Genomic DNA, 25,634 nt, shown 5'->3' with positions numbered 1-25,634 from the left:
GACACCCACAGCCAAACAGACACGCCACCCACAAACGAACCTGACCAAGCACTACTAGTTGCACTGTAAACAAATGATGTCATCGGTGTTACCGTGCGGGTATGGCAGTGAAGACGGCCGGGGCGGGCCTCGAGGAGCAGTGGCGGGACATCCTGTCGGTGCACGCGCGCACGATGTGCGAGATCGACCGGGTGCTGCATCCGCACGGCCTCGGCGCGAGCGACTTCGAGGTGCTCGACATCCTCGCCTCCGAGACGCCCCGGCAGGGCGACCAGTGCCGGGTGCTGGACCTCGTCGGGCGGGTGCACCTCAGCCAGAGCGCGCTGTCCCGCCTCATCGGCCGGCTGGAGAAGGACGGTCTGGTGGAGCGTTCCGTCTGCGTGGAGGACCGGCGCGGGGTGTGGGTCGCCCTCACCCGCAAGGGCCGCGACCTGCACTCCGAGGTGCTGCCGCTCCAGCGGGCGGCGCTGGAGCGGACGCTGAGCGGCTGAGCGTCGGCTAGTCCACCTCGTACTGGCCGACTTCCAGGAAGTGGCGCATCTCCTCCGGGGTGCCCTCCAGCGCCTTCCCGGCCGCCGCGCGCAGGGCGGCGCTGATGCCGGGGCGCGCCAGGATCCTCGCGATGGCGACGCGATCGTCCTCTGCCTGGGCGAGCCGGAGGCCGGTCTCCAGGAAGGCGGCCCGGTCCGCGGCGGTGCCGTCGAGGGCCTTCTGGGCCTCCCGGTACACGGCCTTGCCGATGGTGGGGTCGGCCAGGATCCTGGCGATGGCGAAGGCGTTGTCCTCGTCCTGGGCGATCCAGCGGCCCGTCTTCAGGAAGTGGCGCAGATCCTCGACGGTGCCGTCGAGCGCCTCCTGGGCCTCCCGGCGCACACCCTTGCCGGTGCTCTCGTCCGCCAGGATCCGGAGGATCTCGATACGGAGGTCGTCCTCCGACATCGAGTCGTACGGCGACTCCGTGCCCGCGGCCGTCGCGGCCGACGCCGTGACCGGCGAGGGGGTCGCGGCGGCGGCGAAGGACGGCGCCGAGAGCAGCAGGGCCGGGGCAAGGGTGCCTGCGGATAAGGCGAGAGCCGCGCGGGTCAGTCTCATGTGGTGTCCCCCAGGGGTCGACGAGTGGCCGATGGCTTCTCCTTCGGCAGCAAGATCCTCCAGGGGCCGCCCTCGCGGCGCAAGCGGTTTCCCCGCCCGTTCACGGCCGACATGAGAGGAGCGGGCGCTGGGCGCGTCCGCTCCCGCTGCGAGGCCCTGTGACTCACCGGGCCAGCAGGGTGCGCACTCCCTCCGAGGTGAGGGTCAGCGGGTGGTCGCCGGCCGCGTCGATCGAGAGCGAGAGTTCGCCCTCCGGCCACTGCTGGGCGAGCGCGCCGAGCGGCACCACGCGGTAGCGGGCGACACCCGGCAGCAGGTCGGCCATCTCCGGCTCGGAGGTGAACACCGGCACCACGGGCGCGCTGCCGGGCTGCTCCAGCACCGGCAGCGCCAGCGTGCTGGGGTTGGTGACGTCCTCGTCGGTGGCGTCGTCGGGCACGGGCACCAGGACGTCGGAGTGTGCGAGCGTGTCCAGGGCCGCCGTGTCCCCGGTGTCCCGGGCCAGGGCGTCCAGCGCCCGCGCGGCGGGGGTGGCGTTGGCGTCGTGGGCGGGTGTCTCCATGGCAGCTCCCCAGGTAGCGGTGGTTGGACGGTCCGGCCTCGCGTACCCGCTCCCGCTGGGGTCAATCGGGGTTCGAGCCATTCGCCGCTTCGTCGTCCGTTGTCGGTCGGCCGCGGGCCGTCGGGGGCTGGTCGCGCCCGCGCGGCGGAGCCGCATGTCGATACAGCCCCGCGCCCCTGGGCCGCTGGTCTCGCCGCCGGATACGAGGCCCCGGATCCGCGCCCGGCCGGGTATGAGCCCCGTCGGATCCGCGTCGCGACGTGCCCCGCTCACGCGCGAAGCAGTTCCGCGACCCTCGTGACCCTCACCAGCGGCCTGTACAGATCCATGATCTGCAACGCCTTGTCATGGGAGTCGTCGTCCGCGCCCGCGCAGGCGTCGGCGACCACGAGCACCTCGGCGCCCGCGTCGGCCGCGGCGAGCGCCGTGGACAGGACGCAGCAGTCGGTGCTGACGCCGGTCAGGACGAGTCGGCCCTCCTGGGCGACGCGTGCGGCGAGGTGGGGGGTCCACTTGCCGAACGTGGGGGCGTCCAGGACGTCGTGGGCCAGGGTGGCGAACTCGTCCGTCAGGTGCCACAGGGGCGCGTCCGGGGGTTGCCGGGCGAAGGGCCACTGGTCGTAGTAGGCGCGCCAGGCGCCGGTGGGCTGCTCGGGGGCCACGAAGCGGGTGAAGGTGACGCGTGCGCCGAAGGCCGGCAGCAGCCGTCGTACGCCTGCCGCGGCCTCGGTGAAGCGGGGGGTCGCCCAGGGGCTCGCGGGGTCGGCGAAGACGTGCTGCATGTCGATGACGGCGAGCAGGCCCGGGGTCATACGGGCTCCACCCGCTCCGTGCCGGGCGCCTGGGCCTCCTGCGTTCGGACTCGGCCGCCCGCCAGGGCGAGAGTGCCGAGGAAGCCGAGGGCGAGGGCCGCCAGGACACCGAGGTTGGCGTAGGCCCAGGAGCCGGACCTGCCGCCGAGGCCGAAGGGGTCGAGGAGGTAGCCCTGCCACTCCAGCCAGTCGGCGGAGGCGTTGGTGACCAGGCCCCAGCCGAGGGCCGTGGCGGCGAGGGTGAGGGCCAGCGGGCGGGCCGGTACGTCGCCGTAGCGGCCGTCGGGGCGGTAGAGGTCGGCCTCGTCGTAGTCGCGGCGGCGCAGGGCGAGGTCGGCGAGCATGATGCCGCACCAGGCGGCGATGGGGACGCCGAGGGTGGTGAGGAAGCCCATGAACGGGCCGAGGAAGTCGTCGGCGAAGAAGACGATGTAGATCGAGCCGGCGATCATCAGGATGCCGTCGAGGAGGGCTGCCAGGGGGCGCGGGATGCGCACGCCGGCGGAGAGCAGGGCCAGACCGGAGGAGTAGATGTCGAGGACGGCGCCGCCGACCAGGCCGAGGACGGCGACCACGGCGAACGGCACCAGGAACCAGGTCGGCAGGATCGTCGTCAGCGCGCCGATCGGGTCACCGGCGACGGCCGTGGAGAGCGTCTCGGAGGAGCCGGCGAGCAGGAGGCCGAACACCAGCAGGAGCAGGGGGGCGAGGGAGGCGCCGAAGGTGGTCCAGCCGATCACGCCCCGGCCGGAGGAGGAACGCGGCAGGTAGCGGGAGTAGTCCGCGGCGGCGTTGACCCAGCCGAGGCCGAAGCCGGTCATCATGAACACCAGCGCGCCGATGAACTCCTGGGCGGTACCGGCGGGGATCGCACTGACGGCGCTCCAGTGGACGTGGTCGGCGACGAGCCCCACGTAGACGAGCGTGAGCACGCCCGTCACCACGGTGATCACGGTCTGCAGGCGCATGATCAGGTCGAAGCCCATGACGCCGACGACGACGGTCAGCGCGGCCACCAGGATCAGCGCCAGGACCTTGGTGCCGGTGCCGCCGCCCCAGCCGAGCCGGTCGAACACGGTCGCCGTGGCCAGGGCGGCGAGGGAGACGAGGACGGTCTCCCAGCCGACGGTGAGCATCCAGGAGATCGTCGAGGGCAGGCGGTTGCCGCGCACCCCGTGGGCGGCGCGGCTCAGCACCATCGTCGGCGCGGAGCCGCGCTTGCCGGCGACCGCGACGAACCCGCAGAGCAGGAACGAGAAGACGATGCCGGTCACACCGGCGATCAGGGCCTGCCAGAAGGAGATGCCGAAGCCGAGGGCGAACGCGCCGTAGCTGAGGCCGAGGATGGAGACGTTCGCCCCGAACCAGGGCCAGAACAGCGTGCGCGGTGTGCCCTTGCGTTCGCTGTCCCGGATCACGTCCAGGCCGTGCGTCTCCACCTGGAGCGGTCGGTCCACCGGGGCGTCGGCGGGGTGGGCGCCGTGCGGGTGCGTCATCGTCGACCTGCCTGTCGGGTGCTCTCGGATGAGGAACGCGGGGCTCGTGGTGACCCGACGCACTCCTACCCGGCAGCGCCCGCCGTGATCCGCCGGACGGGCCTGTGGTGAGGGCCCGCGAGATCCGGAAGACAGGCCCTACGGCGCCCCGGAAGCACCCCCGTGCCGTCGCGCCGACTCGTTCTCCCGGGCCAGGCGTCTGAGGGCCATCAGCCCGGGCTCCGGGAGGACGGTGAGGAGCAGGGCGCGCTCTGCCGTCTGCAACAGGTTGGTGAGGCCGTCGAGTTGGTCGAGGTCGAGGACGGCGGTGCGCTCGGCGAGGCGGGCGTAGGGCAGCAGGGTGTGCCGGTCCAGGGGGACGCCGAGCAAGCGCAGGGCGGTCATGGTCTCGGCGACGGCGGCGCGGGCGGACGCCGACTCGTGCACGTCCGCGTCACGGAGACGCCACTGCGGCGGCTCAGTTCGGAGATGCGCATCGTGATGGCTCCGCTCCTTTCATTGGATAGCTTCACTCTCTAAGATGGATAGTGGAGCTATCCAATGCCTAGCAGAGGGACACAGCCATGCCCACCCTGCCCTGGACGACTGTCAGCACCCCCGCACCGGACACCGAGGCGTTCGTCATGGCGTCCCGGTTCGAGGTCCGCTCCTTCAAGGACGTCCCTCGCTTCTTCCTCCGGTCCCTGGCCGCGTGGAAGCAGGTCACCGGCGCGCCCGGCGCGTACGGCGCCTCACTGATCGCCGAGCCGCTGAAGCGCACCTTCTGGACCCTCTCGGCATGGGAGAACAAGGAGGCGCTCTACACGTATGCGAGGACCGAACCGCATCGGTCGATCATGAGCGGGATGCGTCCCACCATGAAGAGCTCGGTCCTCACGTTCTGGCAGGTCCCGTCGGCCGACCTGCCCGTCGACTGGAAGGACGCCCGGCACCGGCTCGCCGAGCAGGAACGCACCGGCTCCTGACCGCCACCTCGCCGGCCCCGTCTGCCGACGTTCGAGGTGCCCGACCGGGGATCGCGCGGCCGTCAGATCGGCCGGTTCGCCTTCAGTCCGCGGTCCACCTGGCCATCCAGCCCTCGTTCTGCACCGAGACGACGTGTTCCGTGCGTTCCGCCAGCCGGTCGGCGTCCGTGTCGGTGGCCGGAGCGAGCCGCTGCCACCACCGCAGGATGCGGTCCAGCTCACCGGCCGTTCTGCCGTACTCCAGCTGCAGGGTGACATAACGGGCGGACGCTCCGTGAGAGACGACCGACGCGGAGACCGTCGCGACCACGGGGATCCATGCGGCCGCCTGCTCCGCGGCGAAGGCGCCGGCGGCCGCGCCGAGCATCACCGACAGGGCCGCCAGGGCCACGCCCCAGCGGTCGACACGCCGGGCCCGGCGGGCCATCTCGGCGCCCTTCGGCCGGTAGTAGCCGTCGAGTTGGCCCCGCAGCCGCGCCCCGACGTAACCGGCCGCGTCGGTGACGGGAGGCAGCGGGCGGTCGACGGGTGTGAACTCCTCGACGACGGAGGTGAGACGGCCGGCCTCGCCCAGCACCGCCTCGGTGCGGCGCAGGAGTTCGGCGTCCCGGTCGGCCGGGTCGCGGTAGTGGGCGACCTTGGCCAGGTAGACGTACGTCTGGCTCTTGAGTTCCTCGGAGACCGAGCGCAGCCGGGTCCACTGCTGCACCCGGTCGGGGGCGGCGCCACGGGCGACGAGGGGGGCGGCTCCCGCGGCGAGCAGGGCGAGGAAGGAGAGCGCGCGACCCAAGCCCGGTAAGGGACCCATGAGTTGGGAGGCCGCGACGCCGAACACACCCGCGGCGACGGAACACCCGAGCGTCGCCGCACGGGCACGTCCGATCGCCGCTCTGCTCCGGTTCGCCGCCTGCGACCAAGCGCTCTGCGCACGCCAGACGTGCTCTGCCACGGCCGTTCCCCCGACGGTGCTCACAGCGGGATTCTGATGCGGCCGCAACAAGCTCGGCAAGGGGAACAGAGGTGCCATCACGAGACCGCATGTGCACACCTGAGCAGGGGGTCCCTTGAATGATCGAAATGCGAGGTGGTTAGCATATGAGCGCCACCTAGCTCGAAAGAGATACCTGTGACTGTCAACGAGGACTCGTTCACCAACTGGAAGAACCGCGAGGAGATCGCGGAGTCGATGATCCCGATGATCGGGAAACTCCACCGGGAGCGGGACGTCACGGTCCTGCTGCACAGCCGCTCCCTGGTGAACAAGTCGGTGGTGAGCATCCTGAAGACCCACCGCTTCGCCCGGCAGATCGCCGGTGAGGAACTCTCGGTCACCGAGACGCTGCCCTTCCTGCAGGCCCTCACCGCGCTCGACCTGGGCCCGTCCCAGATCGACATCGGCATGCTCGCCGCGACCTACCGGGCCGACGACCGGGGCCTGTCGGTGGCGGAGTTCACCGCCGAGGCCGTCGCCGGCGCCACGGGTGCGAACAAGATCGACCGCCGCGAGCCACGGGACGTCGTCCTGTACGGCTTCGGCCGCATCGGCCGCCTGGTCGCGCGTCTGCTCATCGAGAAGTCGGGCTCCGGCAACGGTCTGCGACTGCGGGCCATCGTCGTGCGCGGCGGCGGTGACCAGGACATCGTCAAGCGCGCCTCACTGCTGCGCCGCGACTCCGTGCACGGCCAGTTCCAGGGCACGATCACGGTCGACGAGGCGAACAGCACGATCGTCGCCAACGGCAACGAGATCAAGGTCATCTACGCCGACGACCCGACCGCGGTGGACTACACGGCGTACGGCATCAAGGACGCCATCCTCATCGACAACACGGGCAAGTGGCGCGACCGCGAGGGCCTGTCGAAGCACCTGCGCCCCGGTATCGACAAGGTCGTCCTGACCGCGCCGGGCAAGGGCGACGTCCCGAACATCGTGCACGGCGTCAACCACGACACCATCAAGCCGGACGAGAACATCCTGTCCTGCGCTTCCTGCACCACCAACGCGATCGTCCCGCCGCTGAAGGCGATGGCGGACGAGTACGGCGTGCTGCGCGGCCACGTGGAGACCGTTCACTCGTTCACCAACGACCAGAACCTGCTGGACAACTACCACAAGTCCGACCGGCGGGGCCGCTCCGCGCCGCTCAACATGGTCATCACCGAGACCGGCGCGGCCTCCGCCGTCGCCAAGGCGCTGCCCGACCTCAAGGCGAGGATCACCGGCAGCTCGATCCGCGTGCCGGTGCCGGACGTGTCGATCGCGATCCTCAACCTCCAGCTCGCCCGGGAGGCCACCCGCGAGGAGGTCCTCGACCACCTCCGCGAGGTGTCGCTGACCTCGCCGCTGAAGCGCCAGATCGACTTCATCAGCGCCCCCGACGCGGTCTCCAGCGACTTCATCGGCTCACGTCACGCCTCGATCGTCGACGCGGGCGCCCTGAAGGTCGAGGGCGACAACGCCATCCTCTACCTCTGGTACGACAACGAGTTCGGCTACTCCTGCCAGGTCGTCCGCGTCGTCCAGCACGTGTCCGGGGTGGAGTACCCGACGTACCCGGCGCCGAGCGCCTGACAGACGGTTGGCAGGATCCGCGGATCAGTGCGCCATGCAGGTACGAGATGCGCACCAGTTGCAATTCCGGAACTTGGTGCGCACTGACTCCGCTCCGTAACCACCTCTTGTCGATTCTTTGTGATCTTCAGGTGCGTCGCGATGCTGAAGCTCAATACCGTCGAGGCATGGCGACTCAGAGTCCGACCCAGGCTCGCCGGGGGCACAGCGCCCCTACCGCGTCGTTCCGATAGAGATCACGCTGGATCACGAGGTCCCGGGTCATCGGCTTCGGCAGACCCAGCGGCCTCTCGAGGAGCAGGCTGGTCACAGGCGGTGTTTTCACCGCTCTTCCGTGGGCATGGGGGCAGGGCGCCGGTCGCGGTGTGCGCCGGTGACCACGGACTGGATACGCGGCAGGCGCTCGGCGAAGTCGTCCGGGTCCAGCGGGGCGAGCCCGTTGCTCTCGGCCACGAGTCCGGTGGATATCCCGATGGTCGATTCACGTTGAAGCCCGATCCCGGGGAGGGTCTCCCGGAAAGCAGCGAGGGAGCGGTCAGCCGTCTATCGGGCGGAGAGTGTCGTCGACGCAGCTTGTCGCCAGCCACTGCTCGACGGCGGCGATGTGGACAGTCGCGGCGGAGACCGCGAGCAGCGCGTCGCGTGCCTGGAGCGCGCGGAGGATCTCCTCGTGATCCTGGTGGGCACTGTCCAGGGCATCACGGGTGCGGCTGCCTCGGACGATGCGTACGCGTTGGGTGCGGGTGGAGAGCACTTGCAGGAGCATGGAGAGCACCGGGTTTCCGACGGCTTCGACGATGCGCAGGTGGAAGGCGATGTCGTGGGCGACGAAGTCCTCGACGGTGTCGGCGGAGCGGCACCGGTCGAGGATGTCGCGGAGTTCCCGGAGGTCGTGCGGTTGCAGCACGGCCGCGGCCAGTCCGGTCGCCTGGGGTTCGAGCAGTCTGCGTACCTGGAGCAACTGCAGGGCGGTACGCCCCTGGGAGACGTCCGCTGCGAAGGACAGCGTTTCGAGGAGAAGGTGGGGCTCCAGGCTGGAGACATAGGTGCCGTCGCCCTGCCGACTGACCAGGATCCGCATGGCGGTCAGGGCCCGCACGGCTTCGCGCAGCGAGTTGCGGGAGAGGCCGAGCTGTCCGGCGAGGACGTCCTCCTTGGGCAGGCGGGAGCCGGGCGCGAGTTCGCCGGCGAGGATCATCGCCTTGATCTTGTCCATCGCCTCGTCCGTCAGTGCCACGAGGGTGCCTCTCTGTGCGGGGGTGCGTAGGGGCCGTCGCGCTCCGCCCGGTCCTGGTCCGGGAGCCGGGCGGAGCCGCCGCGAGCCGGCCGCTACTCCTGCTTCTCGCCGGAGGCGAAGCGGGAGATGATCAGGGCGACGATGATGATCGCGCCGTTGAGGAACTGGTTCCACAGGGGCGGTACGCCCGCCAGAGTCATGACATTGACGACGAGCTGGAGGGTGAGGACGCCGGTGAGGGCGCCGAAGACGGAGCCCTTGCCGCCGTTGAGGCTCACCCCGCCGATGACGGTCGCGGCGAAGACCTGGAAGATCCAGCCGCTGCCCTGGGTGGCGGAGATGGAGCCGTAGTGCCCGCTGTAGAGGATGCCGGCGAACGCGGCCAGCAGGCTGCCGATGATCAGCACCACCCAGACGATCCGGTCGACACGGATACCCGCGGTGCGGGCGGCCTCCGCGTTGCCTCCGATCGCGTACAGCGCGCGCCCGTGCCGCAGCCACGCCAGTGCGCTGCCTCCCGCCGCGAACAGCACCGCGCAGATCCAGATGGCGGCCGGTACGCCCAGCCAGGAGGCCTTGCCCAGGTAGGTGAACGAGGACGGCAGCTCCACGATGGACTGGCCCTCGGAGAGGGCCACCTGAAGGCCTCGCAGCATGGTCAGGGCGCCGAGGGTGACGATGAAGCCGTTGAGGCGCAGCTTGAGGATGAGGAAGCCGTTGAGGGCGCCGATCGCCACGCCTACCAGGAGGCAGAGCGGGACCGCCATCCATTCGGGAAACAGCCCGAGACCCATGAACCGCCCGCCGCTGGAGGGCAGCACGAGCCAGACGGCGATGACCGGAGCCACACCGATGGTCGACTCCAGGGACAGGTCCATCCGTCCGCAGATGAGGATGAAGGTGGTGGCGAGGACGAGCAGGCTCAGCTCGGTGGACTGCTGGGCGACGCCGATGAGGTTGTCGGCGGTGAGGAAGGCCGGCGAGACGATGAACCCGATCAGCATCAGCACGAGGATGGCCGGGACCAGGGACAGCTCACGGAAGCGGCCCAGGTCGACCCGGCGGCGGGCGGTGTCCGCGGCGGCCGGCTCCGCCGCGCTCGCTGCGGGCTCGGTGAGATCTGTGGTGGCGGACATGACTACCTTCCGTGCTCGTCGGTGCCGGATACGGTGGATGCGGTGGTGGTGCCGACGCCCTCCATGGCGGCAACGAGGTGGTCGTCCTTCCAGCCGCGGTCGAACTCGGCGACCACCCGGCCGTGGAACATGACGACGACCCGGTCGCACACTTTGAGGTCGTCGAGTTCGTCGGAGACGATCAGCGCGGCCTTGCCGGCGTCGGCGACCTGCCGGATCCTGCCGAGCAGGAACTCCTTGGACTTGACGTCGACGCCGTTGGTGGGGCGGATGGCCACCAGCACGTGGGGGTCGGTGGCCAGGGCACGGGCGACGACGACCTTCTGCTGGTTGCCGCCGGACAGGGCGGAGACCGGGGTGGCGGCTCCCGGGGTCTTGATGTCGAGGTCCTGGATCATGCGTCGGGCGAAGGTCCGGGTGCGGGCGGGCAGGACCGTGCCGAACGGGCCGAGCTGGTCGGTGACGGTCAGGGTGGCGTTCTCCGCCACGCTGCGGTTGTTGACCAGCCCCTGGAGGTGGCGGTCCTCGGGGACCAGACCGACCCCGGCGGCCAGGGCGGACGGCACACTGCCGGTGCGCACGCTCCGGCCGCCGACCGAGATCCTGCCGTCCTCGGCCCGGTGCAGACCGGCGACCGCCTCGCCCACCCGCACATTGCCGCTGGCCGCGGCACCGGCGAGCCCGACGACCTCGCCCGAGCGGACCGAGAGAGACAGGTTCTCGCAGGCACCGGGCAGCGTCAGGCCGTCGATCTCCAGCAGCTCCGCGGAGCCGGCCCGTGCGGCCGGGGACCTGCTCTCGGCGACCGCCGCGACGGAGGCGGACTCGCCGGTCATGGCCTCCACCAGTGCCTGGTGGCCGAGGTCGGCCACGGGCGCGGTGAGGATGTGAGCCGCGTCGCGGTAGACCGTGACCGTGCCGCAGAGGTCGTACACCTCTTGCAGGTGGTGGGAGATGAAGAGGAAGGCGACCCCCTGGTCCTGGAGGTCGCGCAGCTTGTCGAAGAGGCGGCCGATGCCGCGGGCGTCGAGCTTCGCGGTCGGCTCGTCGAGGATGATGAACCGGGCACCGAACGACAGCGCCCGGGCGATCTCGACGAACTGCCGCTGCTCCACGGTGAGGTCCTTCGCGCGCGCGGCGGGGTCGACGGACACCCCGTACTCGCCGAGCAACTCCTCTGCACGCAGCCGCAGTTGCTTCCAGCGGATGGGCTGCACCGCGCCGGCGCTCTGCCGGTTCAGGAAGAGGTTCTCGGCGACGGTCAGGTCACCGATGACGGTGGAGCGCTGGTAGACACAGGCGACGCGGGAGCGCCAGGCGTCGATGTCGCCGGCGGCGGGCGCCGGCTCGCCCGAGAAGCGCAGGGAACCGGTGTCGGGCTGTTGAAGGCCGGTGAGGATGGACACCAGCGTCGACTTGCCGGCGCCGTTACGGCCGACCAGGGCGTGCGACTCGCCCGCGGCGATGCTGATACGCGCGTCGCGCAGGGCGACGGTCGCGCCGAACCGTTTGCTGATGCCGGTCGCCTCGGCCACCGGGGCCGGATGCCCGGGGCCGGTCGCGGTGTCCGCCATGGTGGATTCCGTCCTTTGACGTCGGATGCTGGGAGCGGGGAGGGCGCGGTGGGGACGGAGGCGGGTGCCGGTCCCTCCTCACCGCGGGCGTGAGCTGCCGGTGATCAGCCGACGTTGTTGCCCCAGAGGGACTTGTCGTCCACGTTGTCCTTGGTCACCAGCGGGGCGGGCAGCTGGTCCTCCAGGCCGTTCGGAATCTTGATGATCGTGGAGTCGTGGTCGGTCTTGCCCGGCTTGAAGGTCTTGCCCTCGGCCGCGGCCTGGGCGTAGTACAGCGCGTACTTGGCGTAGAGGTCGGCGGGCTGGGAGACGGTGGCGTCGATCTGGCCCTTGCGGATGGCGTCGAACTCCTGCGGGATGCCGTCGTTGGAGATGATCGTGATGTGGCCCTTCTGGCCCGCCGGCTTGAGCAGCTTCTTCTGTTCCAGCAGCGCCAGGGTGGGCTGGAGGAAGACACCGCCGGCCTGCATGTAGATACCGTTCAGGTCCGGGTGCTGGGCAAGCAGCGACTGGAGCTTGGCGGAGGCCACGTCACCCTTCCAGTCGGTGGGCAGCTCGAAGAACTTGATCTTGGGGAACTTCGTCTTCATGCACTCCGCGAACGCCTCCGAGCGGTCGCGCCCGTTGATGGAGTCCAGGGCGCCCTGCAGTTCGGCGACCTTGCCCACACCGTTCAGCTGCTTGCCGAGGTACTCGCAGGCCTGGGTGCCGTACGCCCGGTTGTCGGCGCGGACCACCATGTAGACCTCGCCCTTGTCGGGCCTGGTGTCGACACTGACCACGGGGATCTTCTTGGACGCGAGGGTGTCGAGAGTGGAGGCGATGGCGCCGGTGTCCTGCGGGGCCATGACGACGGCCTTGGCACCGGTGTTCTCGAACACCTGGACGTTGGCCACCAGCTTGGTGACGTCGTTCTGCGAGTTGCTCAGCGGCAGCGCGTTGACGCCGTCGGACTTGATGTCCTTCTTCAGGTACTGGGCGTAGGAGTTCCAGAAGTCGGAGTCGGAACGCGGCAGGTCGATGCCGATGGCCGGCTTGTCACCGCCGGAGCCGACCGCGTCGGAACCTTCGCGGTTACATGCGGTGGCGAGCGACATCGCCGCGAGGACGGCGGTGACGGCTGCGGCCGTGGATCGGGTGCGAGCAAGCTTCATGACCGTGTTCTCTCTTCAGGCAGGGCGGGGAGCCGCCCGGCGAGGGTGGAGGGGGCGTACTCGCCTGCGGGGGAAGGACGAGGCCGCCGGCCCGGCAGACTGCGGATCCGGTACAGGGCGGGTGCGGATCACGTCAGACGGGGGCGTGAGGGAAGGGCAGCCTGACGGACGTGGAGGCCGAACGGCCGCACGGTGCGCATCGATTGCTCACCGGAGCGTGCGGATCATTCCTCCGATGTATCTCGGACGTCGAGGACGTTACGACGGCGTTGCCAGCGTTGACAAGAGTGCGCCGCCGCAGATTTGCGCGACATCGGCCCGCGGGGCGTCACGGACCCGCACGGGCGCCCTGGACCGTCTGCCGTAACCGCTTCTCAACTGGACTTATATCGAGCCCAGGGGGTTCGGGGCACCGAGCGACAACAGCTCACAATTCAGCAACGACGCCACCACGGACACTGAGTGGCGGCCCGGGCAGGAGGCGCGCGACGGGGTGTCCGACCCCCCGAGACCAGGAGGCCCGCCAGCCTCTCCCTCCTCTCAGCAGGAAAGACGACCGTGTGAGCGCACCTTGAATTCATCGGAGGAAGGGGCCGAACCCAATCTCCTATTACGAGCAAACCCACATATATCAACCATTCAGGCGGGGCGTAGCCGCCAACGACGACTAAATACGTCCGAGGTTTCCTTTGTCGGCGGGTCCTTCTGCGTTTACAGTCACCATGCCGCCATTCCTCCGATGACTGTGCAGGGGCCGTCGAACCCTCTGCAGGTCGTGCTCATGGCGTCGACGGCAGCGCGGCCCGTACGGCCGTTCACCCCCTCACGAACCACCCATGGCAAGGGAGTTGCCCAGTGAAACTGCTACGAGTCGGCGCGCCCGGCGATGAGCGGCCCGCTGTCCGCACCGACGACGGCCGGCTGCTGGATCTGTCCTCCGTGGCCTCGGACATCGACGGCGCCTTCCTCGCCGGGGACGGTGTCGACCGGGCCCGTGCGGCGGTCGCGGCGGGCGGGCTGCCCGAGCTGGACGCGGAGGGTCTGCGGGTCGGCGCACCTGTCGCCCGTCCCGGCAAGGTCGTCTGCGTCGGCCTGAACTACCAGGACCACGCTGCCGAGACCGGTGCGCCGATCCCGCCGCGTCCGGTGGTGTTCATGAAGGACCCGGGCACGGTCGTGGGCCCGTACGACGAAGTGCTGATTCCCCGAGGCTCGGTGAAGACGGACTGGGAGGTCGAACTGGCGGTCGTCATCGGCCGCCGGGCACGCTACCTCGACGGACCCGACGCCGCGCGGGCCGTGATCGCCGGCTACGCGGTCAGCCACGACGTCTCCGAGCGTGAGTTTCAGCTGGAGTACTCGCCGCAGTGGGACCTGGGCAAGTCCTGCGAGACCTTCAACCCGCTCGGCCCGTGGCTGGTCACCGCCGACGAGGCCGGCGACCCGCAGAACCTGGGCCTGCACCTGAGCGTCAACGGCGTGAAGCGGCAGGACGGCCACACCAGCGACATGATCTTCCCGGTCTACGACATCGTGTCGTATCTGAGCCAGTACATGGTGCTGGAGCCGGGCGACGTGATCAACACCGGTACGCCCGCGGGCGTGGCCCTCGGCCTGCCCGGCACCCCCTTCCTGCGTGCCGGTGACACCGTCGAGCTGTCCGTGGACGGATTCGGCAGCCAGCGCCAGACCTTCGGCCAAGCGTGAAAGGCACCCCCTTGACTGCAATCTCCGCCCGGATCACCGCGGTCGACACCTACGACGTCCGCTTCCCGACCTCACGGGAACTGGACGGCTCGGACGCGATGAACCCGGACCCCGACTACTCCGCCGCCTATCTGGTGCTGCGCACCGACGCAGGTGACGGGCTCGAAGGCCACGGCTTCACCTTCACCATCGGACGCGGCAACGACGTCCAGGTCGCCGCGATCGACGCACTGCGGCCCCACGTGGTGGGGCGTGACGTGGCGGAGCTGTGCGCCGACCCGGGCTCGCTCAGCCGCGACCTGATCGGGGACAGCCAACTGCGCTGGCTCGGCCCCGAGAAAGGCGTGATGCACATGGCGATCGGCGCCGTCGTCAACGCCGTGTGGGACCTCGCCGCCAAGCGGGAGGGCAAGCCGCTGTGGCAACTGCTCGCCCACGCAGAACCCGAATGGCTGGTCTCCCAGGTCGACTTCCGCTACATCGCCGACGCCCTCACTCCCGAGGAGGCCCTCACCCTTCTGCGCGAGGGCCGCACGAGGCTCGCGGAACGGGAGGCGATCCTGCTGGAGCGCGGCTACCCCGGGTACACCACCTCTCCCGGCTGGCTCGGCTACTCCGACGACAAGCTCACCCGGCTGGCCAAGCAGGCCGTCGCCGACGGCTTCACCCAGATCAAGCTCAAGGTCGGCGCCGACCTCGACGACGACATCCGGCGGATGCGCACCGCCCGCGCCGCCGTCGGCGACGGCATCCGCATCGCCATCGACGCCAACCAGCGCTGGAACGTGGACGAGGCGATCGAGTGGACCAACGCCCTCGCCCAGTTCGACGCGTACTGGATCGAGGAGCCCACCAGCCCCGACGACGTCCTCGGCCACGCGACCGTACGCCAGGCGGTGGCGCCCGTGAAGGTCGCCACCGGCGAGCACGTGCAGAACCGCATCGTCTTCAAACAGCTTCTGCAGGCCGGCGCCCTCGACATCCTCCAGATCGACGCCGCCCGCGTCGGCGGAGTCAACGAAAACCTCGCCATCCTGCTGCTCGCCGCCAAGTTCGGGGTGCCGGTGTGCCCGCATGCCGGCGGGGTGGGGCTGTGCGAGCTGGTGCAGCACCTGTCGATGTTCGACTACCTGGCGCTGTCCGGCACCACCGAGAACCGCGTCATCGAGTACGTCGACCACCTCCATCAGCACTTCACCGAGCCCGTGGTGATGCGCGACGGCCACTACACCGCGCCGCTCGCCCCCGGCTTCTCCGCCACCATGCGGGAGGAGTCCATCGCCGAATACTGCTACCCGGACGGGACGTTCTGGGTGGCCGACCGCGCCGGACAGGAGGATGCGGCATGACCGATCTGTCAGGTCTCAGAGCCGTCGTCACCGGAGGCGCTGCCGGGATCGGGCTCGCCACGGCCCGCGCGCTGACCGCGCAGGGCGCGGCGGTGGTCGTACTCGACATCGAACCCGCCGGTGTGCCAAGGCCGTTGCTCGGACTCAAGGCCGATGTGAGCGACGACGCCTCGGTACGCGCCGCTGTGGAGGCCGCGGCAACCGCGCTGGGCGGCATCGACATCCTCGTCAACAACGCCGGCATCGGCGCCATCGGTACCGTCGAGGACAACCCCGACGAGCAGTGGCACCGCGTCCTGGACGTCAACGTCCTCGGCATGGTCCGCACCACCCGGGCCGCCCTCCCCCATCTGCGCAGGTCCGCACACGCGGCCGTCGTCAACACCTGTTCCATCGCGGCCACCGCCGGACTCCCACAGCGCGCCCTGTACTCCGCCAGCAAGGGCGCCGTGCTGTCCCTCACCCTGGCCATGGCCGCCGACCACGTCCGCGAGGGCATCCGCGTCAACTGTGTCAATCCCGGCACCGCCGACACGCCCTGGGTGGGCCGGCTGCTGGACGCCGCCGACGACCCGGAGGCGGAGCGTGCCGCGCTCAACGCCCGCCAGCCCATGGGCCGTCTGGTCACCGCCGACGAGGTGGCAGCCGCCATCGTCTACCTCGCGAGCCCCGCAGCGGCCAGCGTCACCGGAACCGCACTCGCGGTGGACGGCGGCATGCAGGGGCTGCGACTGCGCCCGGCGGCCCAGTCGTGAGGACCACCACGCTGGGCGGCAGCGCGGTCGGGGTCACGCAACTCGCGCTCGGCTGCGCGGCCCTCGGCAACCTCTACCAGCCCGTCACCGACGAGGCCGCCTTCGCTACCGTGGAGGCGGCCTGGGACGCCGGCATCCGCACCTTCGACACCGCACCCCACTACGGGCTCGGCCTGTCGGAACGGCGCCTCGGCGCGGCACTGCGCGACCGCCCCCGGGACACCTACACCGTGTCCACCAAGGTGGGCCGACTTCTCGTACCCGACCCGGAGGGCGGCTGCGGCGACGATCTCGCGAACGGCTTCGCCGTCTCCGCGACCCACCGTCGCGTCTGGGACTTCAGCGCCGACGGGGTGTTGCGCTCGCTGGAGGCGAGTCTGGACCGCCTCGGCGTCGACCGTGTCGACGTTGCCCTGCTGCACGACCCGGACGATCACGCCGAGCAGGCGCTGCGCGAGGCGTACCCGGCGCTGGAGCGGCTGCGGGCCGAAGGTGTGGTCGGTGCGATCGGCATCGGCATGAACCAGTCCGCGCTGCCCACCCGCTTCCTGCGCGAGACCGACATCGACATCGTGCTGCTGGCCGGCCGCTACACCCTCCTGGAGCAGGAAGGGCTCGCCGAACTGCTGCCGGAGGCCGCCGCCCGTGGCCGAAGCGTCGTCATCGGCGGCGTCTTCAACTCGGGGTTGCTCATCGCCCCGAGGCCCGGCGCCACATACGACTACGCCCCTGCACCGCAGCCCGTGCTCGACCGCGCCCTGCGCCTGCGGGAGGTCACCGAACGCCACGGCGTGCCGCTGCGCGCCGCCGCCCTGCGCTTCCCCTTCGGCCATCCCGCGGTCGCGAGCGTCCTGACCGGCGCCCGCTCCCCCGACGAGGTCCGCGACACCATCGAGCAGCTGCGGCGTCCGATCCCGGACGCACTGTGGGACGAGCTGCACGCCGAAGGGCTGCTGGCCCCAGGCACCCCGGTCCCCGTGGCCACGCCGCTGAAGGAATCACAATGAGGATCGCCCTGCACACCAAGGTCCGTGCCGACCGCGTCGAGGAGTACGAGGCAGCCCACCGTGAGGTCCCCGAGGCGCTGACAGCCGCCATCCGTGCCGCGGGCGTGAGCGAGTGGACGATCTGGCGCAGCGGCACGGACCTGTTCCACCTGCTGGAAGTCGAAAACTACGCGGCGATGATCGCCGAACTGGAGAAGCTGCCGGTCAACATCGCCTGGCAGGCGCGGATGGCCGAGCTGCTGGACGTCGTCCACGACTACTCGGCGGAGGGCGCGGACGCCTCGCTGCCGGTGGTGTGGCAGCTGTGACCTCACCCCACTCCGAACCGGGCATCGTCGACGCCCACCACCATGTGTGGGACCTCTCCGTACGCGACCAGGACTGGATCAGCGGCCCCGAACTCGCCTCGCTGCGCCGCGACTTCTCCCTCACCGACCTGGAGCCGGAGGCCCGCGCCGCCGGCGTCACCACCACCGTGCTGGTGCAGACGGTCACCGTGCCGGAGGAGACACCGGAATTCCTGGAACTGGCCGCGTGCAGCGACCTGGTCGCCGGTGTCGTCGGCTGGACCGACCTGACCGCACCCGATGTCGCCGCCAACCTCGCGTGGTTGCACGCGGGCCTCGGAGGCGAGTACCTGGTCGGCATCCGCCACCAGGTACAGGGAGAACCGGACCCCCGCTGGCTCGTGCGCCCCGACGTGCTGCGCGGTCTGACCGCGGTCGCCGAAGCGGGACTCGTCTACGACCTCGTGGTGAGGCCCCACCAACTCAAGGCCGCGGCCGAAGCCGCCGCGCGCCTGCCGGAACTCACATTCGTCCTCGACCACCTCGGCAAGCCGCCCATCGCGTCCGGCGCCCTGGAACCCTGGGCCGAGGAAGTCCGATGGTTCGCCGCCCTTCCCAACACCGTGTGCAAACTCTCCGGCATGGTCACTGAAGCCCACTGGGACTCGTGGACCATTGAGGACCTCAAGCCGTACGCCGACACCGTCCTGGACGCGTTCGGCCCCGAGCGGCTGATGTTCGGCTCCGACTGGCCCGTCTGCCGGCTCGCAGCCACCTACGCCGACGTCCTCGCCGTTGCCCGCAAGTTGACGGCGCGGCTCGACCCCCTCGAACGCCACTCGGTCTTCGCCGGCACCGCCGCGCGGACCTACGGCCTGACCGTCACCGGTTCCCCGGGCCTTCAGGAAACGCCATGCGCATAGCTCTTTTCATCACCTGCTTCAACGACACCATGTTCCCGAGCACCGGCCGCGCGGTGACCGAACTGCTGGAACGGCTCGGCCACACCGTGGAGTTCCCGCAGGGCCAGACCTGCTGCGGCCAGATGCACTTCAACACCGGCTACCGCCGCGAGGCCCTGCCCATGGTGCGCCGTTTCACCGAGGTCTTCGCGGGCTACGACGCCGTGGTCACCCCCTCCGGCTCCTGCGCCGGCATGGTGCGCGACCACCACCGTGCCGTGGCCGCCCGGTACGGGGACGACGGCCTCACCGAGGCGGTCGAGCAAGTGGTGCCGATGGTGTACGAACTGTCGGAACTGCTCGTCGACGTCCTCGGCGTCACCGACGTCGGCGCGTACTTCCCGCACCGGGTCACCTACCACCCCACCTGCCACTCACTGCGCATGCTGCGCGTCGGCGACCGGCCGCTCAGGCTGCTGCGCGCGGTGCGGGGCATCGACCTCGTCGAACTGCCCGCCGCCGAGTCCTGCTGCGGCTTCGGCGGCACCTTCGCGCTGAAGAACGCCGACGTCTCCAACGCCATGCTGGCCGACAAGGTGCGCCATGTCCTGGACACCGGCTCCGAGTTCCTGACCGCTGGCGACAACTCCTGTCTCACGCACATCGGCGGCGGCCTGTCCCGGCTCCGTACCGGCGTCGGGACGCTGCACCTGGCCGAGATCCTGGCCTCCACGGAAGGGGACGCACAGTGAGCGGCGCCGACAACGTCGTATGGCTGGGCACACCGGCCTTCCCCGAGGCGGCGCGAGGCGCACTCGCCGACACCCGGTTGCGGGCGAACCTGCGCCGGGCGACCGGCACCATCCGCGACAAGCGGCTGGCGGTCGCCGCCGAGCTGGAGGACTGGGAGGAACTGCGGGAGACGGCCGCCGCGATCAAGCGCCACACCCTGCGCCACCTCGACCACCATCTCCTGCGGCTGGAGAAGGCGGTGACCGCCGCGGGAGGCACCGTGCACTGGGCGGCGGACGCCGCCGAGGCCAACCGCATCGTCACCGGCCTGGTGGAGGCGACCGGCGAAGGGGAGGTCGTCAAGGTCAAGTCGATGGCGACCCAGGAGATCGGCCTCAACGAGGCGCTCGCCGAGGCCGGCATCCGCGCGTATGAGACCGATCTCGCCGAGCTCATCGTGCAGTTGGGCGGCGACCGCCCCTCGCACATCCTCGTGCCGGCCATCCACCGGGGCCGCTCCGAGATCCGGGAGATCTTCCGCCGGCAGATGGGGCAGTGGGGCAGACCGGCCCCCGAGGGACTCACCGACGACCCGCGCGACCTGGCCGAAGCGGCCCGGCTCCATCTACGGGAGAAGTTCCTGCGGGCCAAGGTGGCCGTCTCCGGTGCCAACTTCGCCGCCGCCGACACCGGCACGGTGGTGGTCGTGGAGTCGGAAGGTAACGGGCGGATGTGCCTGACCCTGCCGGAGACACTGATCACCGTCATGGGCATCGAGAAGGTCCTGCCCTCCTTCGCCGACCTGGACGTCTTCCTCCAGCTCCTGCCCCGCTCGTCCACGGGCGAGCGCATGAACCCGTACACCTCCCTGTGGACCGGCGTCACCGAGGGAGACGGCCCCCAGGACTTCCACCTGGTTCTCCTCGACAACGGCCGCACCGCCACCCTCGCCGACGAAGTGGGACGCCAGGCGCTGAACTGCATCCGCTGCTCGGCCTGCCTGAACGTCTGCCCGGTCTACGAGCGCACCGGCGGCCACGCCTACGGCTCCGTGTACCCCGGCCCGATCGGCGCCGTCCTCACCCCGCAGCTCGTCGGCGTCGAGAACGCGGCCTCGCTGCCCTTCGCCTCGACCCTGTGCGGAGCCTGCTACGACGCCTGCCCTGTGAAGATCAACATCCCCGAGGTGCTGGCACATCTGCGCGCCGAGGCCGTGGAGGCGGGGCGCCGGGACCGGCTGCTGCCCACCACCGAGGCGCTGGCCATGAAGGCCGCGGCGGCGGTGCTGTCCTCCCCGAAACGCCTGGCAACCGCCCAGAGAATCGCAGCCCTCGGGGCCCGCCTGGTGGCCCGCGACGGCCGGATCGGCTTCCTGCCAGGTCCCCTCGCCCGCTGGTCCGCCACCCGGGACGCGCCCGCGCCGGCCCGGGAATCGATGCGTGCCTGGTGGCGCCGTACGAGAACGACCAGGCGAGACGAAAGCCGTACGACGGCGGAAGGGAAGGAAGCACGATGAGCGGCCGCGAGACAGTCCTGAGCGCGTTGAGGACGGCTCTGCAAGACGTACCGGGCTCCGAGAGCCCCGATGACGTACCGGTCCCGCACGGCCGTCGCGCGGACCACGCGGGGCCGGACATCGTCGGACTGTTCACCGAACGCGCCGCCGAGTACCGCGCCACGGTGGTCCGTGTGCCGGCGGCCGGTGCCGCGGCCGCCGTCGGGCGCGCGCTGGCACGCACCGGAGCGCGGTCCGTGGTCCTGCCGCCGGGACTCCCCGAGGACCTCGTCTCCCAGGGGCCGTGGTCGCGGCTGGAGGACGTCCCGCCGCTGACGGTGGACCAGCTCGACGCTGCGGACGCGGTGATCACCACCATCGCCGCCGCCATCGCCGTCACCGGAACCGTGACCCTCGACCACGGCCCCGGCCAGGGCCGCCGGGCCCTGACCCTGCTGCCGGACCAGCACATCTGCGTGGTCCGGGCGAGCCAGATCGCCCCCGACGTGCCCGAGGCGCTGAGCCGGCTGGACCCGTACCGGCCGCTGACGCTCGTCTCCGGCCCCTCGGCCACCAGCGACATCGAACTGGACCGGGTGGAAGGCGTGCACGGCCCGCGCGTCCTGGACATCGTCGTGATCGAGGACGCGTAGCGGCCCCGCCGGCGGACAGCCCGAAGCCGAGCCGGTGACAGGGCCGCCGCGTCGGCAGGAGCCGTCGAGCCAACGTGTGCGGCGGCGCTGTTCAGCGCCGCCGCATCTGATGTGACCTCTCAGCCGTGTTCTTGAGCCGCTTGTGCGGCCGCCGACCCTGAAAGAGATCCGCTCGCGGTGGTGGAAGCCCCCGATCACAGTCAGGCATGCCACCAGGGTGGCGCCAGTCAGCCGACCGGGCTGAACGTCCACAGCAGGTTGGTGCTCTGCTGCCACGTCCACTGCTTGGCCACAGCCCCTGCTGCGACCATGCCGCCGCCGTCGAGGACCAGTCCCGTGCTGCGGTTGGCGATCGAGTACTGGCCCTGGCCGCGGTGGGTGATCTGCCACTGCTGCGTGTTGCTGCCGTCCCAGGCCTTCTGCCGGGCCGGGTCGCCGTTGCCGGTGGCGCCCCAGCCGTCGGCGACCATACCGTTGGTGCGGTTGACGAGCCTGTAGTAGCCGTTTCCGAGGTCGATCGCCTGCCACTGGAGATTGGCGTGGTCTATCGGCTCCCACTGCTTCAGGTTCGAGCCGCTGGCGACGTTGCCGCCGCTGTCCAGTACCAGGCCGTTCGTGACGTTGGCCAGGCGGAAGTACGTGGCCGGGTTGAACGTCACCCTCAGCGAGGCGATGACGTCATTGTTACCGGTCTGCCGAAGGTCGGCGGCGTTCGAGGTGAACGTCCAGGCGGTGCCGGTGAAGTTGTCGCCGGAGTAGCCCGTCACCTGGAAGCCGTCGGGCACCAGGACGGAGGAGGCCATGGCGGGCCCCAGGCCGGCGGCGGACAGCTGGGAGGAGGTGTAGCTGCCCAGTGACAGAACAGCGCGGGAGCCTTGGTAGTTGACGTTCTGGAACACCGTCGGTGAGACCCTCACGGGCATGCCCTGGACCTCGACGCACACCACGGAGTCGTTGGCGTTCGGCGCGCTGGTCGGCACGGTGACATTGATCTGGTCGGTGACGGTGTAGGAGAGCGAGACCGAGGGGTTGTTCAGCAGGTAGATGCGGCTGATCGTGTTGTCGATCCTCGGGATCCGCAGCTGGCCGTTCGTGGGCCAGGTGAAGACATGGGCGAAGAGCTTGCCGCTCTTCTTGGTGACCTTCCCCCACGCCGGTTCGGTGACGAACGGGCTGCCGCTGGTGCCGTGAATGCTGTCGCTGTACGTCGACATCCATGAGGCCACGCCGTTGAGGATGGTCTGGGATCCGGCGGTGACCGAGCCATCGCCCTTGGGGCCGATGTTCAACAGGAGGTTGCCGTCCCGGGAGACCACCGTGACGAGCTCCTGGACGATGTCCTTGACGGACCTGTAGGAGTTCTCCTTCGACGCGTCGTAACCCCAGGCGCCGTTCATGGTGGCGCACCGCTCCCACGGCCGGCTCATCGGCATGCTGGGTATGTCGAACTCCGCGACCGCGTAGTCGCCGAGACCGTGGTCCCGCTTGACCCGTTCGTTGACGATGAGGCCGGGCTTGCGGGCGATCAGCCAGTTGTAGAGGTCGACGCCGTCCGATGTCAGCCACCAGTCCTCCAGGGTGGGGCTGGAAGGCTCGCCGAACCAGTCGCCGTCGAACCACAGCAGCGCCGGGTCGTAACGGTCCAGCAGCTCCTGCAGCTGCGCCTTCATGTCGGCGATGTAGCCGGCGCGGGCGGCCTGCGACGACATCGTCGTGAGACCGCCCTCGTGACGGTCGGTCTGGGAAGGATGGTTCCAGTCGAGGATCGAGTAGTACAGGCAGAACTTGATCCCACGGCTCTCGCACTCGGTCTTGAGGTCCATGAGCGGGTCGGCCTGGATGCCGCCGAAGTCATGCAGGTTGTACAGCTTGGTGCCGGTGCTGTCGGTGAAGCCGGGTACACCGGAGTCCCACATCGCGTAGCCCTCGTGGTGCTTGGCGGTGATCACGAGGTACTTCATGCCGGCGTTCTCGGCCAGCTCGGCGATGGTGGCGGCGTTGAACGCGGTCGGGTTGAAGTTCTCGGTGACCTGGGTCTGGTAGTCCGCCTTGCTCCACCGCTGGCCGTCGAACGCCCACTCGCCCTGGCCGAGCTGCGAGTAGGACCCGAAGTGGATGAACATCCCGAACCTGGCCTGGTACCACCAGTCCATCTTCGAGGGAACCGTGTACGCCTCGGCTGCGGAGGGCCACAAAACCTGCGGCAGCCCGAAGGCCGCCACTCCTCCGGCAAGGGCGGCGGCCTTCATCAGAGAGCGTCTGCTGAGGGAGGCAGAGGACATGGTGCGGCTCCATGTGTCAAGGGGAGGGATGACAGGGCGCTGGGAGCGGAACGCCGACATGGCGGCCGTGCTTCGCGTCTCCCAACAGAAGACATCGGATGGATTTATAGGAGGTCGATGGTGGCCCCGTCTATAGGTGACACAGAATTCGCCTGAAGCAGGGACGCATCCAGGAGATTCCTGGAGACATGGTGAGCTCGAGGGATCACTGAACCGTCAAGCCAAAGCCATACGTCGGATGTCTTGAGAGGCTCCTCGTTCGAGCGAAGTTCAGTCCGTCTGAGCCATGCGCTGCCAGGCGGCGGCGAGTCTGGCCACGTCGACGTCTTCACGTTCGAGGTGATCGAGGACGAGGCGGCGGACCGTGGCGACGTAGATCGGGAGAGCCTGTTCCAAACGGGCGCGGCCGGCGTCGGTGAGGACGGCGTTGAAGGACCGCGCATCGTGCGGCGCCTGCTCACGCAGGAGCAGGCCCTCGGCCGCCAGGGCCTGCACGGCCGACGCCCCACACAGATGGCGAGCGTCCCGATCACGGAGGCGGCATGCACAGCTATGGGATCAAGATCCGGACCACGCCCGGGTCAGCAGCCGGCAGGCAGCAACCACCTTGTGCAAGGTTTTAGATGGTCAGAGACGCGTGAGCCTTAAACCAGCAGACGAAGGACCTTCTGGTGTCGCACTCACCGAAGAAGCCGGGCTTCTTCCAGGCACAGGAAACGGCGCTTGAGCTGGGCAGATATCCACCAGGCGCCCTTCTCGGCGCACAACCCGGTTGCGTCGCGCGCTGGCCGGGTTGCCATCGCCAGGGCGGCGGACGGTCGGATTCTGCTGCCCGGCCGGGCCGGTGCCCGGCCGGGCAGAGGAAAGCGCCTCCGACACGCAAGCGGTCACCGACGCAGGAGGAAAGGCGTCGGCGACCGCAGGCAGTGCCGGTATGTCCGTCAGCCGCTGCCCCTGGGGTTGAACGGGATGCCGGACGGCTTGGCCCTCTCCAATTCGGTCTCGAACCGGCCGTCCTTCAGCGGGAAGTTGGCGTTGCCCCAGGTGGCACTGTTCAGAATGGCCTGGAGGTCCTTGTTGCCGTCACCCCTGGGGAAGCTGTTCCAACTGACCAGGCCCGGCTGGTCCCAGCCTCCGTTGCCCCAGGCCTCCGGCCGCTCGCCGTCCTTGGCGAAGCGCATGGAGTGGGTTCCGGCTCCTTCCTTGTGGTACACGCACTTGACGCGCGTGCCCTCCCTCGGGACGGAGTTGAACGTCTTGGTCGTGTAGTTGCCGTGCGCGGAGGCGGACACGTAGGAGGGGTTGCTATCGCCCTGCTTCACCCACGCGACACAGGCTTCCCAGTCGTGGCGGTGCCCGCCGACCACATTGCCCGGCGCGTTCTGGTCCTTCTCGAAGTACAGGGTGTAGATGATCCCGCACCAGCCGTTGTTGCACTTGACGCGCGAGTAGGTGTTGGCCTTGCCGAGGTGGTCGGTGCGGCATCCGCCCGTCACCGAACCGGTGTCCTGCAGGCCGCCGTTGAGCTTGCCCGACCTGTCGATCGCGGCCGCCGGGAAGCAACTGTCGCTGTCGTAGTCGAAGTAGGGCCGGAACGTCTTCTGGAACGACGTGGTGCTCTCAGGGAGGGGGGCGAGGATGCCGGCCGACGCGGTACCCGGCAGGGCGACGACGAGGGCTCCGGTGCTGGCCGCGACTAGTGCGGCCTTGCCAAGTCGAGGAGTCCTTTTCCTCTGTGATCGGGACATGGGGGGGTGCTCCAGTTTGCTCGGTGTGCCGGGGTATCCGGCTCGACTCGACCGAGACTGGCAACTTGAGAGTTAAAAGGCATGCCCTACGATCACCGCAGTTAATTCGTGTGAGGC

The 25,634-nt window shown here is 69.8% G+C and carries 26 protein-coding genes; 12 read left to right on the top strand and 14 right to left on the bottom strand.

Translation table 11 applies throughout. The features are described 5' to 3' along the window. Positions 1 to 101: 101 nt before the first annotated feature. The gene (locus tag IE263_RS42260; RefSeq protein WP_189943430.1) at positions 102 to 491 is read left to right on the top strand and encodes a MarR family winged helix-turn-helix transcriptional regulator; all 390 of its coding nucleotides are present in this window, start codon (positions 102 to 104) and stop codon (positions 489 to 491) included. Positions 492 to 498: 7 nt separating this feature from the next. On the opposite strand, the gene IE263_RS42255 is transcribed toward IE263_RS42260, so the two are convergent. The 5 genes from IE263_RS42255 to IE263_RS42235 all read right to left on the bottom strand — a co-directional run bounded on the left by IE263_RS42255 (position 499) and on the right by IE263_RS42235 (position 4,388). Next, positions 499 to 1,092: an ALF repeat-containing protein gene (locus tag IE263_RS42255; protein WP_189943429.1), complete on the bottom strand. Its 594-nt coding sequence runs from the start codon at positions 1,090 to 1,092 to the stop codon at positions 499 to 501. A gap of 163 nt (positions 1,093 to 1,255) precedes the next feature. Beyond that, the gene (locus IE263_RS42250; protein WP_189943428.1) at positions 1,256 to 1,654 is read right to left on the bottom strand and encodes an SseB family protein; all 399 of its coding nucleotides are present in this window, start codon (positions 1,652 to 1,654) and stop codon (positions 1,256 to 1,258) included. Between the two features lie 269 nt (positions 1,655 to 1,923). Continuing rightward, positions 1,924 to 2,466: a cysteine hydrolase family protein gene (locus tag IE263_RS42245; protein WP_189943427.1), complete on the bottom strand. Its 543-nt coding sequence runs from the start codon at positions 2,464 to 2,466 to the stop codon at positions 1,924 to 1,926. Further along, positions 2,463 to 3,962: a purine-cytosine permease family protein gene (locus IE263_RS42240; protein WP_189943426.1), complete on the bottom strand. Its 1,500-nt coding sequence runs from the start codon at positions 3,960 to 3,962 to the stop codon at positions 2,463 to 2,465. The genes IE263_RS42245 and IE263_RS42240 overlap by 4 nt, the downstream gene beginning before the upstream one ends. A gap of 138 nt (positions 3,963 to 4,100) precedes the next feature. Further along, complete coding sequence (locus IE263_RS42235; RefSeq protein ID WP_229911464.1) at positions 4,101 to 4,388, bottom strand: hypothetical protein; 288 nt, start codon at positions 4,386 to 4,388, stop codon at positions 4,101 to 4,103. Between the two features lie 137 nt (positions 4,389 to 4,525). On the opposite strand from IE263_RS42235, the gene IE263_RS42230 reads away from it, so the two are divergent. Beyond that, positions 4,526 to 4,927, top strand: a complete 402-nt coding sequence (locus tag IE263_RS42230; RefSeq protein ID WP_189943425.1) for a DUF3291 domain-containing protein — start codon at positions 4,526 to 4,528, stop codon at positions 4,925 to 4,927. 82 nt (positions 4,928 to 5,009) lie between these two features. Here IE263_RS42230 and IE263_RS42225 read toward each other — a convergent pair whose 3' ends face one another. Beyond that, positions 5,010 to 5,954: a DUF4231 domain-containing protein gene (locus tag IE263_RS42225; RefSeq protein WP_229911463.1), complete on the bottom strand. Its 945-nt coding sequence runs from the start codon at positions 5,952 to 5,954 to the stop codon at positions 5,010 to 5,012. A gap of 99 nt (positions 5,955 to 6,053) precedes the next feature. Here IE263_RS42225 and IE263_RS42220 point away from each other — a divergent pair, with 99 nt between their 5' ends. Beyond that, positions 6,054 to 7,499, top strand: a complete 1,446-nt coding sequence (locus IE263_RS42220; RefSeq protein WP_189943423.1) for a glyceraldehyde-3-phosphate dehydrogenase — start codon at positions 6,054 to 6,056, stop codon at positions 7,497 to 7,499. A gap of 321 nt (positions 7,500 to 7,820) precedes the next feature. Here IE263_RS42220 and IE263_RS49655 read toward each other — a convergent pair whose 3' ends face one another. From IE263_RS49655 to IE263_RS42200, 5 genes are all read right to left on the bottom strand, one after another. After that, positions 7,821 to 7,952: a hypothetical protein gene (locus IE263_RS49655; protein WP_268256128.1), complete on the bottom strand. Its 132-nt coding sequence runs from the start codon at positions 7,950 to 7,952 to the stop codon at positions 7,821 to 7,823. 82 nt (positions 7,953 to 8,034) lie between these two features. Continuing rightward, positions 8,035 to 8,736, bottom strand: a complete 702-nt coding sequence (locus IE263_RS42215) for a FadR/GntR family transcriptional regulator (RefSeq protein ID WP_189943422.1) — start codon at positions 8,734 to 8,736, stop codon at positions 8,035 to 8,037. Between the two features lie 92 nt (positions 8,737 to 8,828). Beyond that, positions 8,829 to 9,872 (bottom strand): ABC transporter permease, encoded by a 1,044-nt coding sequence (locus tag IE263_RS42210; RefSeq protein WP_189943421.1) that lies wholly within the window; start codon positions 9,870 to 9,872, stop codon positions 8,829 to 8,831. A 2-nt stretch (positions 9,873 to 9,874) separates the two neighbouring features. Beyond that, positions 9,875 to 11,446, bottom strand: a complete 1,572-nt coding sequence (locus IE263_RS42205; protein ID WP_189943420.1) for a sugar ABC transporter ATP-binding protein — start codon at positions 11,444 to 11,446, stop codon at positions 9,875 to 9,877. Between the two features lie 104 nt (positions 11,447 to 11,550). Then, positions 11,551 to 12,600: a sugar ABC transporter substrate-binding protein gene (locus IE263_RS42200; RefSeq protein ID WP_189943419.1), complete on the bottom strand. Its 1,050-nt coding sequence runs from the start codon at positions 12,598 to 12,600 to the stop codon at positions 11,551 to 11,553. A gap of 855 nt (positions 12,601 to 13,455) precedes the next feature. Here IE263_RS42200 and IE263_RS42195 point away from each other — a divergent pair. Genes IE263_RS42195 through IE263_RS42155 form a run of 9 tightly spaced genes read left to right on the top strand, consistent with a single transcriptional unit; the run spans position 13,456 to position 21,487 of the window. Then, entirely contained in the window at positions 13,456 to 14,307 is an 852-nt protein-coding gene (locus tag IE263_RS42195; RefSeq protein WP_189943418.1) for a fumarylacetoacetate hydrolase family protein, read from the top strand. 11 nt (positions 14,308 to 14,318) lie between these two features. After that, positions 14,319 to 15,656 carry an L-fuconate dehydratase gene (locus IE263_RS42190; protein WP_189943417.1) on the top strand — a complete coding sequence of 446 codons (1,338 nt, stop codon included), beginning with the start codon at positions 14,319 to 14,321 and terminating at the stop codon, positions 15,654 to 15,656. Next, a complete protein-coding gene (locus tag IE263_RS42185; protein WP_189943416.1) occupies positions 15,653 to 16,411 on the top strand; it encodes an SDR family NAD(P)-dependent oxidoreductase in 759 nt (252 codons plus the stop codon). Before IE263_RS42190 ends, IE263_RS42185 begins: the two co-directional genes overlap by 4 nt. Further along, a complete protein-coding gene (locus IE263_RS42180; RefSeq protein WP_189943415.1) occupies positions 16,408 to 17,418 on the top strand; it encodes an aldo/keto reductase in 1,011 nt (336 codons plus the stop codon). The genes IE263_RS42185 and IE263_RS42180 overlap by 4 nt, the downstream gene beginning before the upstream one ends. Further along, complete coding sequence (locus tag IE263_RS42175) at positions 17,415 to 17,726, top strand: L-rhamnose mutarotase (RefSeq protein WP_189943414.1); 312 nt, start codon at positions 17,415 to 17,417, stop codon at positions 17,724 to 17,726. Before IE263_RS42180 ends, IE263_RS42175 begins: the two co-directional genes overlap by 4 nt. Next, a complete protein-coding gene (locus IE263_RS42170) occupies positions 17,714 to 18,628 on the top strand; it encodes an amidohydrolase family protein (RefSeq protein ID WP_373312268.1) in 915 nt (304 codons plus the stop codon). Before IE263_RS42175 ends, IE263_RS42170 begins: the two co-directional genes overlap by 13 nt. Beyond that, a complete protein-coding gene (locus tag IE263_RS42165) occupies positions 18,619 to 19,359 on the top strand; it encodes a (Fe-S)-binding protein (protein WP_189943412.1) in 741 nt (246 codons plus the stop codon). Before IE263_RS42170 ends, IE263_RS42165 begins: the two co-directional genes overlap by 10 nt. After that, a complete protein-coding gene (locus IE263_RS42160; protein WP_189943411.1) occupies positions 19,356 to 20,855 on the top strand; it encodes a LutB/LldF family L-lactate oxidation iron-sulfur protein in 1,500 nt (499 codons plus the stop codon). Before IE263_RS42165 ends, IE263_RS42160 begins: the two co-directional genes overlap by 4 nt. Then, positions 20,852 to 21,487, top strand: a complete 636-nt coding sequence (locus IE263_RS42155) for a LutC/YkgG family protein (RefSeq protein WP_189943410.1) — start codon at positions 20,852 to 20,854, stop codon at positions 21,485 to 21,487. Before IE263_RS42160 ends, IE263_RS42155 begins: the two co-directional genes overlap by 4 nt. Before the next feature lie 227 nt (positions 21,488 to 21,714). Here IE263_RS42155 and IE263_RS42150 read toward each other — a convergent pair whose 3' ends face one another. The 3 genes from IE263_RS42150 to IE263_RS42140 form a co-directional block, all read right to left on the bottom strand. Beyond that, positions 21,715 to 23,769, bottom strand: coding sequence for an alpha-L-fucosidase (locus IE263_RS42150; protein WP_189943409.1), 2,055 nt, complete (start codon positions 23,767 to 23,769; stop codon positions 21,715 to 21,717). A 270-nt stretch (positions 23,770 to 24,039) separates the two neighbouring features. Further along, complete coding sequence (locus tag IE263_RS42145; RefSeq protein ID WP_189943408.1) at positions 24,040 to 24,264, bottom strand: winged helix DNA-binding protein; 225 nt, start codon at positions 24,262 to 24,264, stop codon at positions 24,040 to 24,042. 446 nt (positions 24,265 to 24,710) lie between these two features. Beyond that, complete coding sequence (locus tag IE263_RS42140; protein WP_189943407.1) at positions 24,711 to 25,517, bottom strand: NPP1 family protein; 807 nt, start codon at positions 25,515 to 25,517, stop codon at positions 24,711 to 24,713. Positions 25,518 to 25,634: the final 117 nt, after the last annotated feature.

The sequence above is a fragment of the Streptomyces aurantiogriseus genome (genome assembly GCF_014649375.1).
GTDB lineage: Bacteria > Actinomycetota > Actinomycetes > Streptomycetales > Streptomycetaceae > Streptomyces > Streptomyces aurantiogriseus.
Note: the sequence above shows the minus strand (reverse complement) of the source record. Positions and strands in the feature narration are given on the sequence as shown.